At 68.5% G+C, this 15,040-nt stretch carries 12 protein-coding genes; all 12 read right to left on the bottom strand.

What is annotated here, in order from left to right; translation table 11 throughout:
- Complete coding sequence (locus tag ASC91_RS06650; protein ID WP_157281236.1) at positions 1-807, bottom strand: hypothetical protein; 807 nt, start codon at positions 805-807, stop codon at positions 1-3.
- Between the two features lie 11 nt (positions 808-818).
- The gene (locus ASC91_RS06645; protein ID WP_056194119.1) at positions 819-2,558 is read right to left on the bottom strand and encodes a hypothetical protein; all 1,740 of its coding nucleotides are present in this window, start codon (positions 2,556-2,558) and stop codon (positions 819-821) included.
- The gene (locus ASC91_RS06640) at positions 2,558-3,100 is read right to left on the bottom strand and encodes a DUF4123 domain-containing protein (RefSeq protein WP_082532484.1); all 543 of its coding nucleotides are present in this window, start codon (positions 3,098-3,100) and stop codon (positions 2,558-2,560) included. The genes ASC91_RS06645 and ASC91_RS06640 overlap by 1 nt, the downstream gene beginning before the upstream one ends.
- Positions 3,097-5,649 carry a type VI secretion system Vgr family protein gene (locus ASC91_RS06635; protein ID WP_056194113.1) on the bottom strand — a complete coding sequence of 851 codons (2,553 nt, stop codon included), beginning with the start codon at positions 5,647-5,649 and terminating at the stop codon, positions 3,097-3,099. Before ASC91_RS06635 ends, ASC91_RS06640 begins: the two co-directional genes overlap by 4 nt.
- 166 nt (positions 5,650-5,815) lie before the next feature.
- Complete coding sequence (tssH, locus tag ASC91_RS06630; RefSeq protein WP_056194110.1) at positions 5,816-8,491, bottom strand: type VI secretion system ATPase TssH; 2,676 nt, start codon at positions 8,489-8,491, stop codon at positions 5,816-5,818.
- A gap of 59 nt (positions 8,492-8,550) precedes the next feature.
- On the bottom strand, positions 8,551-9,609 hold the full coding sequence (gene tssG, locus ASC91_RS06625) for a type VI secretion system baseplate subunit TssG (protein WP_082532482.1): 1,059 nt from the start codon (positions 9,607-9,609) through the stop codon (positions 8,551-8,553).
- The gene (tssF, locus tag ASC91_RS06620; RefSeq protein WP_056194107.1) at positions 9,606-11,477 is read right to left on the bottom strand and encodes a type VI secretion system baseplate subunit TssF; all 1,872 of its coding nucleotides are present in this window, start codon (positions 11,475-11,477) and stop codon (positions 9,606-9,608) included. The genes tssG and tssF overlap by 4 nt, the downstream gene beginning before the upstream one ends.
- Positions 11,478-11,594: 117 nt before the next feature.
- Positions 11,595-12,131, bottom strand: coding sequence for a type VI secretion system baseplate subunit TssE (gene tssE, locus ASC91_RS06615; RefSeq protein WP_056194104.1), 537 nt, complete (start codon positions 12,129-12,131; stop codon positions 11,595-11,597).
- The gene (locus tag ASC91_RS06610; protein ID WP_056194103.1) at positions 12,131-12,973 is read right to left on the bottom strand and encodes a type VI secretion system accessory protein TagJ; all 843 of its coding nucleotides are present in this window, start codon (positions 12,971-12,973) and stop codon (positions 12,131-12,133) included. Before ASC91_RS06610 ends, tssE begins: the two co-directional genes overlap by 1 nt.
- Complete coding sequence (locus ASC91_RS06605) at positions 12,963-13,532, bottom strand: zinc ribbon domain-containing protein (RefSeq protein WP_056194100.1); 570 nt, start codon at positions 13,530-13,532, stop codon at positions 12,963-12,965. Before ASC91_RS06605 ends, ASC91_RS06610 begins: the two co-directional genes overlap by 11 nt.
- 6 nt (positions 13,533-13,538) lie before the next feature.
- Complete coding sequence (locus tag ASC91_RS06600; protein WP_056194097.1) at positions 13,539-14,408, bottom strand: hypothetical protein; 870 nt, start codon at positions 14,406-14,408, stop codon at positions 13,539-13,541.
- The gene (locus ASC91_RS06595) at positions 14,408-14,956 is read right to left on the bottom strand and encodes a type VI secretion system tube protein Hcp (RefSeq protein ID WP_056194093.1); all 549 of its coding nucleotides are present in this window, start codon (positions 14,954-14,956) and stop codon (positions 14,408-14,410) included. Before ASC91_RS06595 ends, ASC91_RS06600 begins: the two co-directional genes overlap by 1 nt.
- Positions 14,957-15,040 lie beyond the last annotated feature (84 nt).

The following is a 15,040-nucleotide window of genomic DNA, read 5'->3' as shown; positions in this document are numbered from 1 at the left end:
TCATCTGAGCACATAAACCTTGCCTTCGATCAGGGTCAGCCGCAGCGGCCATGCGATGTTGCCGAGCGTTGCATCGTCGTTCTGGCTGCTGAGCACCGGGGCGCCCAGGGGATTGAGGCATTCCAGCAGGCGCCCGCCGGCCACCACGCGCAGCAGCAGGTTCTCCGTCGTGGGCGGCTGCAGCGTCGCCAGAGCTCCAGCCTGCCAAAGCTGCTGCACCTGCTCGCGCAAGGCGGTGACGCCTTGGCCGGCAGGGCGCTGGTAGGCCTGGTCGACCTCCTCCAGCTTGAGGCGGCAGGCGGCGAGAAAGCTGTCGGGGTTGCCGCGTGAAAGGTCGAAAGCGAGGCGCTGCACGGCGGCGAGCACGGTCTGGCGGTCCTGCGGGCCGGGGTTGAGCACGGGGGCGTCCAGCCAGCGCCAGCGCGGGAAGCCAACCGGCAGCTCCAGGTCCTGGTGCACGACGGTGGGCGCCTCGAAGCCCTGACCCTCCTCGATGCCCCAGGCCACCTCGGCCAGCACGCGCACGGCCTCGTCGGCCAGGCTCTTGCCCTGGCGCAACAGCACGAGGCGGGCACGCGCCTGGGCGGCGCGCGCGGCCATGCGGGGTTGGGCGGGTGCGTTCGGCGCGGCCACGGCCTGCGCGATGGGCGGCGGCGCGACGACCAGCGTGATGCGGTTGCTGCCGTTCTGCAGGTATTCGTGCACCGTCACCGACTGACTGCCCGCGCCGGCCGGCAGGCTGAGCACGGGCACGCCGTTGACCTGCACCTCGACGGGCTCGCCGCTGGTCTGGACGTGGAGGCACATCAGGCGGTCCATCAGCCGGCGCTCCAGTCGATGAGCGTGATAGCGGGCAGCAGCTCGCGCTGCTGGCGCTGAGTGCCGCCGAGCGGATCCTGGCGCAGCAGGCAGACATTCACCGGCTCGATCGCCAGGCGGTAGAACCATTGCTGGCCGCGGCCGTCCGGGCGCGGGCGCAGGCCGCATTCGCCGACGACGGCGCCGCGCAGCGGCTCGGCCAGCGGGCCGGCCGACAGCAGGGCCGGCTGGCCGTTGGCAATCGCGTCGAGGCTCAGCGTGAAGGGGTGGCGCCAGGACGCCTTGGCTTGCTCCAACGCGGCGCCGTCAGCGAGGCTCATGCGCCACTCGCTGCGGCCCTGGGCGCGCAGGCTGACACGGGCTCGGCTGCCGAGCCAGTCGAGTTCGCCGCTCAGGCGCAGGTCCAGCACCAGGGCGGCAAAGTCGATGGCGCCCTGCACGCGCAGCGCGACGGCGCCGCCTTTTTCGTGTTGCCAACCCCAGGTGATGCCGGCCTGGCCGACGAGGGGCGCCAATTCGGCCTCCATGCGGCCGCTGCTGCCGGCCATGTGGCGAGACCAGGCGATGAAGAGTTTTTCGAGCCCGGCGCGGCTCAACGGCTGGAGCGTCTGCCAGGCCTTCAGCCAGGCCGGTGCGGGTTCGGTATGGCCATCGGCTTCGAGATGGCAGGCGGTACCGGCCGCGTTCAGCAGCGGGGCTTCGCCTTCGACGGGCCAGGCCTGGGCGGGCAGTGCGCCATGCCTGACTTCGACAAGGCGCTGCGTGGCGGCATGCACCTGCAGGCCGAGCTCGATGCGGCCCAGTGGCGCGCCCGCGTTGCGGATGCCGCAGCTGCTGATGCTGACGCTCTGCACATCGGGCGGCTCGCCGTGGGCGATGCCGGCGGGGCCGAGCTTGGGGTCGGGCGGCGGGCTGGGCGGCGCATGCAGCGTCAAGCTCAGGCGAGCAGTGTCGGCGCCGCGCCAGGTCAGGCGGCCGGCGCCGGTTGCATGCAGCACGTCGGGATGATGGGTGTCACAGGTGGCTTCGGTGCTGACCGCGAGCTGCAGCCGCGCGCTCGCGCCTGCGCCCACGGCGCGGCTGAGCACCGGCAGCAGGCGGGGTTCTTCCAGCGGTGTGGACAAGGTTTCTGGCTGCGGCGCCCAGGGCGCCAGGTCGACGCGCCGCCAGCTGCCGTCCTGGCCCTGGTAGGCCTGCAGCGGTTTGGGCTCGGCGACGGCGAAGGTGATGGCGGCGAGATCGCAGGCCTTGGGCCGGGGCGGCGGCGGCTGGTCGAGAAAGATGGCTCGGCCGCGCGCTGCACGGCCGAGCCCCGCTTCAACGGCGGCCAGGGCCTTGTCGTAGCCGGCGGGTGTCATCGCGTCGCCGGTTGGGGCGGCCTTGGCGGCGCGGCGCACCAGTTCCTCGCGGGAGCGATGGGTGAGCTGGTGAAGGCGCAGCGTCGGGCTCAGCGTGGCGTCGGCAGCAATGGCCGCTGCCCATTCGAAGCGCGGCTTGGCCTCGAAGCCCGCGCCCCACAGGCAGCACAGCGAGGCATAACGGGCCAGCTCAGCGACATGGCGCAAGCCGATTTGCTGTCCGTGCTCCAGCGCCACGTCGATGAAGGCTGGCCAGCGGGCCTGGAGCTGTTCGGCGACCTCGGGCCAGGCGCTGCCCAGCAGTTGCAGCAGCTCGCGCGAGTCGCGCTTGAGCTGCAGGGCCTCGACTTTTTCCAGCTGATCCGCGTTGAGTTGGAGCATCAGTTCACCCGCTCCCGGGCTTGGCTGTCCAGCACGCCGTTCAGGCGCTGCCACCAGGTCCAGCGCTTCGCGGCCGGGCAGACAAGCTGCTGCCCGGCCGCGAAGAAGGCGTCGAGCTGCGACGGCGCGAGGCCGGGCAGCAGCAGGGCCAGCAGCTCGGGGTCCCACCAGCGCCAGGGCCGGCGGCGGCCCTCGGGCGTGCGCACCTCCGCGAGGTCACGGCTGTGCTCGCGCATGGCGAGCAGCGGCCGGTTGGACGTCATCAGCACACCCCATCCCTCGAAGGCGGTGCAGGCTTCACCGAGCAACCAACGGGTGAGATCGGCCTCGGGTTGCAGCTCGACGATGTAGGCCGCCTGCGCGGCGGCCTCGGGCTTGAGGGCGCCGCGCTGCAGGCAGTCCCAGCCGACGGACTGCCCGGCCTGCAGCCGTTCCAGCAGGCCGGGGATGACACCACCGTCGACGACGGCATGCACGCGCCCGTCCGGCCGGTCCCACAGTGCTGATCGGATCTGGGCCGTGGCCAGAGCGGCAGCGTTCAAGCCGGCCCTCCGCCGCCCTCGGGACCTGCGGCGTCGTCGGGAGGTGGCGCGGCTGCGTCGGCGTTTTTCGCGTCGTCCTCGTTGTCCTCCGCCCCGCCTCCGCCGCCGGCCGCGGCCGCGGCCAAGGCAGCCGCTGCGGCGCCTCCTGCGGCGAGGGCGGCGGCAGCGCCGGCGAGGGCGGCAGCGCGGATCTTGGCCGCACGGGCCGCAGCGGCGGCGGCGGCCGCGGCGGCTTCAGCGGCGGCCTTGGCCGCTGCTGCGGCGTCCGCGCTCGCATTGGCCGCGGCGGCGGTGTTTGGCGCCTCTTGGCCGACGGTCAAGGGGTCTTCAAAAAGCTTGTCGTAGTCCGTGGCCTTGGCGGACGTCAGCAGTTCCTGGTTCATGGCGTCTTCCGGCGCCTTGGGCTCGGCCGCGGCCGCGCTCTCGGCTGCGCCGGCGGAGCCGCCGCCACCGCCACAGTTGACCTTGACGAGGGGGCCGTCGATGGTGACGCCCGCCGGGCCCAGCGTGATGACCGAGCCGCCGCAGACGATCTTGATGCCGGCCGTGGCCTCCAGCACGATCTCGGCGCTGCCCTTGGCCTTGATGTTGACGGCTTGCATCAACAGGTCGGCTGTGGCCTTCAGCGACAGCTTGGCACCGGCCTCGCCGACCAGGTTGCCGGTCGTCTTGAAGTTGCCCGCGCCGCCGCTTTGCAGGTTGATGTCGCCGCCGGCCTTGACGGCCGTCTTGCCGGTGACGTCAAGCCCGTAGTCGGCACCGACCTTGGCGTTGAAGTCTTTCTCAAGCTTGAGCTGGTAGGTGGCCGCACCCGTGGTGAAGATGTCACCGGCGACCTTGGTGTGCAAGTCCTTGCCGAGGTCGTGCATGACGTCCTTGCCGACGTTGACATACCAGTTCTCGCCGACGACCTCCTTGCGCGTGAGCTTGACCTTCTTGGTCTCGTTCATCTCGATCCAGTCGAAGGCGTCTTCCTTCACGTGGCGATGGAAGTTCTTCTGCGACTGCAGCCAGACGTATTCCTTGCCCGTCTTGTCGTCGAAACGCAGTTCGTGGCGGGCGTCGGCCGCGCCGTTCTTGGTCGAGTGGGTGCGCCAGCCGCTGATGTCGGAATTGGCGGGCAGGGGATAGATGGGCGTGTTGATGTCGTTGTGCACCGAGCCCGTGATGAGGGGTCGGTCGGGGTCGCCGCCGATGAAGCTGACGACCACCTCGTGGCCGACGCGCGGGATCATCCACAGCCCCATGCCCTTGCCCGCCCAGGGCTGGGACAGGCGCACGAAGCAGGAGCTGTTTTCGTTGTTCTCGCCCAGGCGGTCCCAGTGGAACTGCACCTTGATGCGGCCGTGCTTGTCGGTCTCCACCTCGTTGCCCGAGGCGCCGACGACGATGGCCGTCTGCGGCCCGTACATGATGGGCCGCGGCGTGCGGCGCTGCGGGCGGAAGGCATTGCCGCCCGTGCTGATGCACATGAGATTGGCGATCACGCCGTCGCGGCGGCGCGGCAGGGACCTGAGATCGTCGATGGCCTCGTGGTCGGCGAACTCGGCGTGGAAATTCATGCCGACGATCAGGTAGCTGTCGTCGTCGGCCGCATTGAGGGCGTCTTCGAGATCGAAGGTGGCGCCCACCGTGATGTCGTTGCAGTTGGTGGTGCCGGTGTAGATCTGCTGCAGCGACTGCAGCTCTTCCAGCCGCATCTTGGCGACGCGAATGGCGGCCGCTGCGGTCGGCTGCGCGTCGGGCTTGACCTGGTTTTGCACCGCACGCGCCGGGAACTCATAGACCTCGGCGTCACCGAGCTTGGCGGTCGCCGCCGTGGGCAGCGCGCTGTGCTCCTGCTGGATGGCAGACGCCGTCGCGAGGTAGTCGTAGTCGCGCACAACGGCCTTGACCGAATGCACCTCCTCGACCATCTTCCAGTCGACGAGGGTGGGCTTGGTGGCATCGAGCTTGTGGGACCATTTGACGGTCTTGTCGCCCGTCTTGGCCTTGTGCTTGCCCATCGAGTCGATCAGCACCAGGGTGTGGGTGGTGCTGGTGTGCTCGAAGAAATAGTAGATGCCGAACTCTTCCAGCAAACGGCTGACGAAGTCGAAGTCCGATTCCTGGTACTGCACGCAGTACTCGAGCGGCTTGTAGACCGCGGCGTCCTGCAGCCGCCAGGCGAAGTCGGCGCTGTAGGGCGTGAGGACGGCGGTGACGATGTCCTTCACGCTCTTGTTCTGGAACACCTTGGAGTTGCGCGTGCGCGTGGCGAACCAGGTCCAGGGCCGCATGGTGATGCGGAAGGAGTCAAAGCGGCCATGGCGTTCACCGCGCTGGACTTCGGTGATGAAACCATTGAAGTGACGCTTGGCGCCATGCTCGATGCTGACATTGGCACGCGAGCCCAGCAGGGCGTGCAGGTCGATGGACTCGCGCACGCCCAGCAGGCTGACATTGCCGACCAGGTCGACCTGCCACTCGGGCAGCGCTCCCAGTTGCTCCCGGCCCTCCATGCGCAGCACCAGCAACTTGTCACCACCGAGCTTGGTGGTGATGGACATCACACTAGACATGTGTCGGCCCCTCGTCCGATGAGTACATCGACCGGTCCCCCGAGGGGACGGCGATGCTTGCGGCATTGAGCCACAAGCACATCGCCTGGCGGGCCGGCTTGGGAGCGGCCCGGCGCTCGGCCCGGGAAGTCACTACGGCCACCATCTGCTCGTCTCAATCAAAGGCGTAGGAGAAGTCGCCATCGGCCACGCCGAGGCTGACCTTCTGCAGCGGCTGGCCCGACGCCGTGCGCGACAGGTATTCAATCGACACCTTGGGCAGCACCGTGTTGGTCAGGATGGCGTCGATGATGCGGCCGCCCGACTCCGCGTTGTTGCAGCGCTTGACGATGAGCTCCACCGCTGCGTCGCTGTACTCGAACGGGATGCGGTGGTTCTCGGCGACGCGCTTGACGATGCGGCCGAGCTGCAGACGCACGATGCGGGCCAGCATCTCATCGCTCAGCGGGTAGTAGGGAATCGTGACGATGCGGCCCAGCAGCGCCGGCGGGAAGACCTTCTGCAGCGGCTCGGTCAGCGCTGTGGCCAGCGACTCGGGGTCGGGCAGCAGCTCGGGGTCGCGGCACATGTTCATGATGAGCTCGGAACCCACGTTGCTGGTCAGCAGGATGATGGTGTTCTTGAAGTCGATCATGCGGCCTTCGCCGTCCTCCATCCAGCCCTTGTCGAAGACCTGGAAGAACAGCTCGTGCACGTCGGGGTGGGCCTTCTCGACCTCGTCCAGCAGCACGACGCTGTAGGGCCGGCGGCGCACGGCCTCGGTCAGCACGCCGCCCTCGCCGTAGCCCACATAGCCCGGAGGCGCGCCCTTGAGCGTGGAGACGGTGTGCGACTCCTGGTACTCGCTCATGTTGATGGTGATGACGTTCTGCTCGCCGCCGTACAGCGACTCGGCCAGCGCCAGGGCCGTCTCGGTCTTGCCCACGCCCGAGGTGCCGCACAGCATGAACACGCCGATGGGCTTGTTGGGGTTGTCGAGCTTGGCGCGCGAGGTCTGGATGCGCCGGGCGATCATGTCCAGGCCGTGCTGCTGGCCGATGACGCGCTGGCCCAGCGTGGCGCCCAGGCGCAGCACGGCTTCCAGCTCGTTCTTGACCATGCGGCCGACGGGGATGCCGGTCCAGTCAGCGACGACGCTGGCCACGGCCTGCGCGTCGACCGAGGGCAGGATCAGCGGGTGGTCGCCTTGCAGCTCGGCTAGCTGGGCCTGGGCGGCGTGCATCTCGACGAGCAGCGCGTCGCGGTCGGGTGCCGCAGAGGCGGCTTCATCGACCGGCTGGCCATCACCGCGCAACTTGGCGCGCAGCTCCAGTATCTTGGCGACGACATCCTTCTCCTGCTGCCAGCGCACTTCCAGCGTCGCGAGGCGCGCGCGCTCGTTGGCCAGCTTCTCTTCCACCGACACGCCGCGGTCGCCGATATGCACGCCCACCTGGGCCTCGCGACCGATGATGCCCTGCTCGATCTCCAGCGACTCGATGCGGCGTTTGCAGTCCTCGACCTCGGCCGGCATCGCGTGCTGGCTGACGGCGACGCGGGCGCAGGCGGTGTCGAGCAGGCTGACGGCCTTGTCGGGCAGTTGGCGGGCCGGGATGTAGCGGTGCGACAGCTTGACCGCCGCCTCGATGGCCTCGTCGAGCAACTGGACCTTGTGGTGCTTCTCCAGCACCGTGGCCACGCCGCGCAGCATCAGGATGGCCTTCTTCTCGTCGGGCTCCTCGACCTGCACGGTTTGGAAGCGGCGGGTCAGGGCCGGGTCCTTCTCGATGTACTTCTTGTACTCGGCCCAGGTGGTGGCGCCGACCGTGCGCAGGTTGCCGCGCGCGAGCGCCGGCTTGAGCAGGTTGGCGGCGTCGCCGGTGCCGGCGGCGCCGCCCGCGCCCACCAGCGTGTGGATCTCGTCGATGAACAGGATGATGGGCGTGGGGCTGCCCTGCACCTCGTCGATGACCTGGCGCAGGCGCTGCTCGAACTCGCCCTTCATCGACGCGCCGGCCTGCAGCAGGCCGATGTCCAGCGTCAGCAGTGTCACGCCCTGCATGGGCGGCGGCACGTCGCCGCGCGCCAGGCGCAGCGCAAAGCCTTCCACCACGGCCGTCTTGCCGACGCCGGCCTCGCCGGTCAGCAGCGGGTTGTTCTGGCGGCGGCGCATCAGGATGTCGACGATCTGGCGGATCTCGTCGTCGCGACCGGTCACCGGATCGATCTCGCCCTTGCGCGCCTTCTCGGTCAGGTCGACGGTGAACTTCTTCAGTGCCTCCTGGCGGCCCATGGCGGCGGGCGCCATCGCGCCCTCGGCTTGGCCGGGTTGCGCGCTGTTCAACGCGCTGCCGTCGGTGGCGCCCAGGCCCGCTTCGCCGGTCTTGCCGATCAGGCTTTGCAGCTTGTCGGCCAGGTCATCGGCCTTGATCTTCTCGAACTGGCGCGAGATGCCGAACAGCGCTTCACGCAGCGTGCGCGTGGAGAGCAGCGCCAGCAGCAGGTGGCCGCTGCGCACCTGGGCATCGCCGTACATCAGCGTGGCATAGACCCAGCCCTGCTGGATGGCGTGGGTGATGTGCTCGGAGAAGTCGCTGATGGCCGTCGACCCGCGCGGCAGGCGGTCCAGCGCCGTCGTCACGTCACGCGCAAGCGCGGCGGCGTCCAGACCGTAGTGGCGCACGATGGCGCTGACGTCGGACTCGTTGTTCTCCAGCAGCTGGGTGATCCAGTGCACCAGCTCGACATAAGGGTTGCCCCTGAGCTTGCAGAAGACGGTGGCGCCTTCGATGGATTTGTAGGCCAGCGGGTTGAGCTTGCCGAACAGGGCTTGGCGGCTGATGTCAGTCATTTCCAGTTCTCCTCGGTGCTAAGTGACCAAGGGCGCCGTTCGGTTCCGCTCTGAGCGCGCTACATCTGATGCTTGGGGGCAAGCGAGGGTTTCAGCGCCCCCCGGCAGATGCTCTCGACGTTCATCAGCAGCTGGTCGGCCCGCTTGCGCGGGCGCTGGCTGTTGAGCCAGGCGCTGCGCCCCAGCATGCCGACGCCGGGTTTTTTGCCCAGCGACCAGGCCGGCACCTCGGCGGGTTTGAGGCGCAGGCGCACATCCCAAGCGAACTCCTGGCCGACGTATTGCCTCACCATGGCCTGCAGGGCCGGCAGATGCGGGCCCGACGGCAGGAAGGCCTGGAATGCCTCCCAGCCCAGGGGGCCGATCTCGATGCGGAACTTGTGCTGCACATCCCAGACCTGGCGGCCCAGCACGGCACCGCGACCCAGGGCCACGCCGTCGTGCTTGACGAGACGGGTGCGCTCCTCGAGCCCCAGCGGCATCCAGTGGCCGCTGAACTGCTGCACCAGGGCCGGCACGCGAAAGCGCAGCGCGATCCAGCTCTGCAGGCCATCGGCGTCGCGCGCCGAGCGAGCCAGGCGGCCGGCGAAATAGAGCTTGGGGAAGTCGCCCAGGGCGTCGCGCTCGCGCAGCGACGGCTCGGCCAGGCCGACGAGGGCGCCCACATGGCGCACGATGGGCGCGTCGCGGCTGCGATCCATGCCCACCACCGGGTTGGCGCGCGCCCAGGCCCGGTAGAAGAGCAGGCCGAAGCGATGCAGCAGCATGTCGGCAAAGGCCGCGAAGGTGCGGTCGCCGTGGTGCATGGCCCGCTCGCGGGCGTATTCGGTCAGGTGCGTGGGCAGGGCACCATTGGGGCCGAACAGGCTCAGCACCCGCTGCACCAGGCGTGGCGGGCCGTGGTCGTTGGGTGCCAGCTTGGTGATGGCCGTCGGCGCGAAGTTCAGCGCCGGTTCGCTGGCGAAGCGGACCGGCTCGTCGCCCGGGCGCAGCGCGTCGCCCAGGCGCGGTTTGTCGGTGTGGGCGGCCTCGATGCGGCGCAGCGCCTGGAAGAGGTCGAAGCGGCCCGGGCGCGCGGCCAGCGCGTCGAAGATCGATGGCTCAGGCTTTGCGCTCACAACACTGCCCTGGCGCCCGGCAGCGGTTGCCAGCGCTTCAACTCGCCGCGGGTGCGCGAGACCAGCAGCGTCTGGACAAAGCTGTTCATCGACACGTGGCGGCTGAAGTAGTGGTGCAGCACGGCGCCCAGCAGCGTCGCGCTGCCACCTTCGAAGGAGAGTTCGTCCACCGTCAGCTGCACCTCCAACCCGCGGCCGAAGGCGATGGGGCCTGGCGCCGGATGGCGGCGCACGATGGGCAGCGTGGTGACGGAGCGCACGCCTTCGATCTGCCGCAGCAGGCCGGCGCCGGAGCTTTGGCCGAACAGGCCGAGCAGTTCGCGCAGGGCCAGCGCACCGCGTTCGGGGTCCTCGTCGACAAGGGACAGGTAGTTCAGCGATAGCAGGGACAGCAGCCGCCAGGCCAGTGCGCCTTCGCGCGCCGCGCTGCCGGGCCGCGACGGGCCGGCCACGACGGCGACATGGTCGACGGGCGCACGGGTCTCCAGCGTCAGGCCACCATGATCGCGGCCGGCGGGCATGAAGAGCGGCAGGTCGCGGTTGGTGCAGCGGATCTTGGCGGCAAGCTGGCGCAGGTCGGCCCGGTAGGGCGCGCGCTGCAGGTCGACCAGGGACAAAAAGACCTCGCTGCCGACATAGGCCGAGCGCGGCCCCTCGCGCTTGGCGCGGTCGCTGGCCAGACGCGGCTCGCGCAGCAGGCTGAAATAGCCGGAGGCGCCGGCCGGGTCGGCGTGGGGCACGTCGAACAGCGGCAGGAACTGCAGCTCGTCGGTGTCGCTGGAGAAGCCGGTGACCGAGGCGACGTCGAACACCTCGAAGTCGGCGCCGGCCAGCCGGTCGGGGATGACCTGGAAGGCGGTGGCGCTGTCGTCGACCGTGATGCGCTCGGCGCGGCGCTCGAAGAGGTTGATGGCCGGCACGCAATTCAGGCTGAAGTTGGCCGGTTCGCCGCCACCCTCCAGGCTGGCTTCGTAGCGGTCGAACAGCAGCACCAGCTCGAAGCTGTTGCCCGTGCAGGCGGCGAAGCTGGGCTTGAGGCCGGCCACGTCGATGAACAGGAAGCGCTGCGGGAAGGCGAAGTACTCCTGCATCAGCCGCGTGCCGGACAGGCCGCGCAGCGTCACCGGCAGCATGGCCTCGTCATCGGCCAGGCCGACGTGGTGCACGCGGCTGGCCGGGATGAACTGGCGCTTGGCCGCAGCCTCCTTGCCACCAGGCCCGGCCAGCACGCCCACGCAGCGGCAGGTGGCGAGCTCGTGCAGCTTCAGCGCCACGTCCTGCAGCCCGCCCATGAAGAAGCGCAGGCTGTCCAGCGGCAGCCGCGAGAAGCTCATGCCGCTGGGCAGCTCCATGCGCACACGCACGCCGCTCTTGGGTCGCTCGCGCAGCGGCAGGCCGCTGAAATTGATGTCGGTGGCGCTGAGGAAGTACTCGACCTGGCTGACCCGGATGGGCGTCAGCGTGACCGGCTGGGCGGTGCGGAACTCGCAGCGCGTTGGCCCCAGCGGCGTGCGCGCGCCCATCAGCGCGCTGCCGCGCGGCAGCGTGAAGCCGGCAATCAGGTTGGGGTCCTGAGCCGGCTCGAGCTGGGCCACCAGCATGGACGGGATCGGCGCGCCGAGGTTGGGGCAGACCATGTCCAGCAGCGCCTGGGCAAGCTGGGGGAATTCGGCGTCCTGCTTGAGCTGCACGCGGGCTGCGAGGAAGGCCGTGCCTTCGAGCAGGCGCTCGACATAGGGGTCGGCGACTTCCAGGCCTTCCATGCCCAGGCGGCCAGCGATCTTGGGGAACTCGCGCGCGAACTCGCCGCCCATCTCGCGGAGATAGCGCAGTTCCTGGTTGTAGTAGCGAAGGAGGCGGGGGTCCATCAGGGGTTCCGACGCAGCCGGGAAACACAGCCACAGAGGCACAGAGGCACGGAGGAATACGAGACTCTTCCTTCAGTTTCTCTGTGCCTCTGTGTCTCTGTGGCCATGTTCATTGTTTCAGCCGCGCATATCACGCACGGCGGCTTGACCAGTATCCACGTCTACGTCAGCGCTGAGCAGCAACTCCAGCGGCACTGGCTGGTTCCACATCTGGCCCTTGATGGTCAGGCGCAGGCTGGTGGGGCGCAGGCCGGTGCTCATGTCGTTGGCGATGCGCACCTCCACCGTGTCCGGGTCCAGTCGCGGCTCGAAGCGGATGATGGCCTGGCGCACCTGGGCCTCGATGAGGGGGAACTGGTGGATGGTCATGGTCTGCCCGGTCAGGGGCAGGATGCCGAAATTCAGCACCGAGTCGCGGGCATGCGGCAGGCTCTTCCATAGCGCCGTGCGTTCGGGGTCGTTGCGGTTGCCGATGTCCGGCTCTTCACACACCGCGTTGAACAGCCAGGAGAGGTCGCGCAGCACGGCCTCACGCAGCTGCTTGCGGCTCAGTACGCGGGCCTCGAGGGCCTCGACCTTGGAGCTGGCATCGTTGTCGGTGAGCCGGTCCAGCAGCGAGGGTTGGAGGCGGTCCTGGGCACCGAAGCTGGCCATCAGTTGCCTTCGGTCTGCGTGGCCTCGCTGGCGTCGAAGAGAATTTCTCTGACGGCCATCAGGTCGTGGTCGCCGATGTCGCTGGTCAGCACGCGCTGGCCCAGGCCGGCATAGCGGTCCTCGCCTGGCAGTGCTTGCCATTCGGTCTTGCGCGCCAGGTTGATGAGGCCATCCTCGCTCTTCTCGGAGCCCGGGTAGCGCGTGGGCACCAGGGCGACGCTGTTGCCGCCGTTGGTGAAGCTCAGCTGCGCCGGCATCCAGACGCAGTCGCGCAGGTCCTCGGGCGCGTCGAAATGAATCTTGGCCAGGTGCTGGAAGGGCACCCAGGTGTAGTGGCCGTTGAGGCAGACCTCGAGCACCGGGCCCAGGCGCGAATCGGCGTCGGCCAGCCACTCGAAGCGCTGGCCGTCGATGCTGCCCGCACTCGTTGGCGCGGCCTCGAAGGCCTTGGTGGCGAGGTCGGCCGCAAGCTGGTGGTTGCCCTCGGCCTGCTGCTTGAGAGATTCGATCAACTGGGCCACCCAGGCCTCGGGCTGGCCGAAGACAACCGGCGTGCGCTTGCCGGAAAACACCTGGGCGCGCAGCAGCTCGCAGCGGATGGCGTGGCCGACGGTCTCGCGCATCGGGATGGCCAGCTTGTCCATGTCGGCGACGACATTGAGCTGGGTGTGGGCGCGTTCCCACTGGCCGAGCACGCTGAGCAGCTGGGACATGAAGGTGCGCAGCTTGGGATCGGCCGGCTTGGCGCGCACGGCCTCGGTCAGCTTGGCGAGTGCGGCGCGCGGGTCGCCGGCGCGGAGTAGCTCTTCGGCGGCTTGTTGGGGAGAGAGATCAGAAGCCATGGCCGCAGTCCGTGCAGAAGCGGGCTTGCCGCGAGAGGGTGATGCCGCAGGCCGGGCAGCTCTTGTGCGTGCTGGCCATGTCGAAGCCGCATTCATGGCAGAAGCGCCCGCCCTGGCTGGGCGTCTGGCAGTTGGGGCAGGCCGAGCCACCCCCGCTGGCGGCGCCCTGGCTGGCCGAACCCGCATCCAGCGCGGAACGGGCGGCGCAGTCGCGGCAGCTGTTGCTGCTGCTGTTCCAGCATTCGCGGCCTACCCATTTGCGGCAGCCGGTGCATTTCTCGTACAGCGGTGCCGCGGCGGCCATGGCTTCGGCCAGGGCCTCGGCCTTGGCGCTGCCGCCACCGGCTTCGGCAAACGCGCCGGTGGCCCGGCTGGCCTTGTTCAGGTCGTAGAACATGAAGGCGAAACGGCTCAGCCAGCCCGTGATCTGGCCCTTGCGATAGGGCCTGAAGGCCGAGCGCGAGCTCTCGCCACATTTCTCGCAGAAGAACTCGAACTGGAAGCCGGCCGACACGTCGCTCATCGAGGTGCTGACGTCCCGGTAGTTGGTCAGGGCCATGGGAAGCTAGATGGGTGAGCCGATGTTCTTCATCGTGAAGGCGCGCGTCGTGTTCTGCGACGCCGTCTTGGCGACGGCCTGGCCGGTGTTGCTGTGCGAGTAGTGCGACGGCGGGTTCTTGTAGATGTAGGCGAGCGAGCCGAACTCGCAGGTCCACTTCTCCATCATCTCCGTCATGGTCTCGTTCACGACCACGTCCAGCTCGTATTCCAGCAGGCGGATCTTCTGGATGGTGAAGATCAGCGAAGTGCCGTCCAGAAACGTCGCCGAGCGCCTGTGGATGGTGAGCGTGCCCGAGGGGAAGATGTTGCCCGCCTTCATCGAGTTCAGCATCTGGGTGCTGGCGATGTCGACCCGCTTGGTGAACGTGAACTCGAAATTGCGGTTGCGTTCGAGGTCCGCGTACTGCTTCTCCCGTTCGCCTTGCAGCGTGGCCGCCTTTTCGGCTTTTTGCGGGTCGGCAGGCGCGAAGGCGTTCGGATCCCTGGCGATGCTTTCGAGCTTCTTGTTGAAGGCCGCGCCGAGGGCATCGCGCTGGTCCTGGTGGGCTTTCCAGTCTGCCTCGGAAAAATTGCCGCCACGCTGGGCTTTCGCGAAAGACTCCTGCAGCCTCTTGTCCCGCTTCTGGTAATCGTCGCTGGCCGCATGCATCGCACGCAACTCGTTGCTGCCTTGCTTGTCTGCTCTGCCGCTCGCGAGGGTGAAGGCCGCTGCCGCCTTGCTGGCGTTCTTGCGCTCGTCCTCGTTGTGCAGCTTCCAGTTGAGCGTCTCCACCAGGATCTGCCCCTGGAAGCCTTCGGACGCTGCTTCGCCCACGACCGGCACGCGGGTGGGGCGCAGCAGAACCAGGAAGATGTCGGCGCCGTTGTTGGACATCAGAGGGCCAATGGGTGGAAGAAGGGGGCCGTGGGCAGGTTGTCCTTGCCGAGGGTCTTCAGATACATCATCTTGATGTTCTTGAAGTTGAGGGTCCAGCTTTCCCTCACCTCCTTGGACAGGCCATCGTCTGACACCTCCAGGGTGCAGTCGGCAAAGTAGCCCTGGGTACAGACGACGGTGAAGCCAGGTTGATGGATGGCCCGGCCTTGCTGCTTGATGTGCAGCACCGTGATGGACGCGCTGAGCACGGGCAGGTGGTTGTCCAGGCAGAAATGCATCTGCGAGGAGCCGACGTCAAACCGCTTCTTGAAGGTCAGCGGCTGCATCTTGATGCTGACGGGCGTACCCAGCCCTGCCATCGAGGCTGCAGCGGAGGCAGCCGCTGCGGCCAGGCCGCTGGCTTTGCTCTTGGGGTCCTTGAGGGCCTGCATGCCCCAGCCGAACTCCAGCAGCTCGATCGAGCCTTCCCAACCTTCGAGCAGGCCCTCGCCCACCACCGGCCCGGCGCCGGTGATGAGTTGCATGAAGATGTTCGAACGACTCATGTGGACCCCTCGTCCGCCGAGTACGCCGGCCGGTCCCCCGAGGGGACGGCGATGCCTGCGGGCTCGACCCGCAGGCACATCGCC

The organism is Pelomonas sp. Root1237 (genome assembly GCF_001425055.1).
Taxonomy (GTDB): Bacteria; Pseudomonadota; Gammaproteobacteria; order Burkholderiales; family Burkholderiaceae_C; genus Pelomonas.
This window is presented reverse-complemented; position numbering and strand designations above follow the sequence as displayed.

Bases quoted from the DNA above. Each gene is read 5' to 3' on its own strand.
- ASC91_RS06650 (WP_157281236.1), bottom strand. From the start codon at position 807: ATGTGCCTCCACGTCCAGACCAGCGGCGAGCCCGTCGAGGTGCAGGTC.
- ASC91_RS06645 (WP_056194119.1), bottom strand. From the start codon at position 2,558: ATGCTCCAACTCAACGCGGATCAGCTGGAAAAAGTCGAGGCCCTGCAG.
- ASC91_RS06635 (WP_056194113.1), bottom strand. From the start codon at position 5,649: ATGTCCATCACCACCAAGCTCGGTGGTGACAAGTTGCTGGTGCTGCGC.
- tssH (WP_056194110.1), bottom strand. From the start codon at position 8,491: ATGACTGACATCAGCCGCCAAGCCCTGTTCGGCAAGCTCAACCCGCTG.
- tssF (WP_056194107.1), bottom strand. From the start codon at position 11,477: ATGGACCCCCGCCTCCTTCGCTACTACAACCAGGAACTGCGCTATCTC.
- tssE (WP_056194104.1), bottom strand. From the start codon at position 12,131: ATGGCCAGCTTCGGTGCCCAGGACCGCCTCCAACCCTCGCTGCTGGAC.
- ASC91_RS06610 (WP_056194103.1), bottom strand. From the start codon at position 12,973: ATGGCTTCTGATCTCTCTCCCCAACAAGCCGCCGAAGAGCTACTCCGC.
- ASC91_RS06605 (WP_056194100.1), bottom strand. From the start codon at position 13,532: ATGGCCCTGACCAACTACCGGGACGTCAGCACCTCGATGAGCGACGTG.
- ASC91_RS06600 (WP_056194097.1), bottom strand. From the start codon at position 14,408: ATGTCCAACAACGGCGCCGACATCTTCCTGGTTCTGCTGCGCCCCACC.
- ASC91_RS06595 (WP_056194093.1), bottom strand. From the start codon at position 14,956: ATGAGTCGTTCGAACATCTTCATGCAACTCATCACCGGCGCCGGGCCG.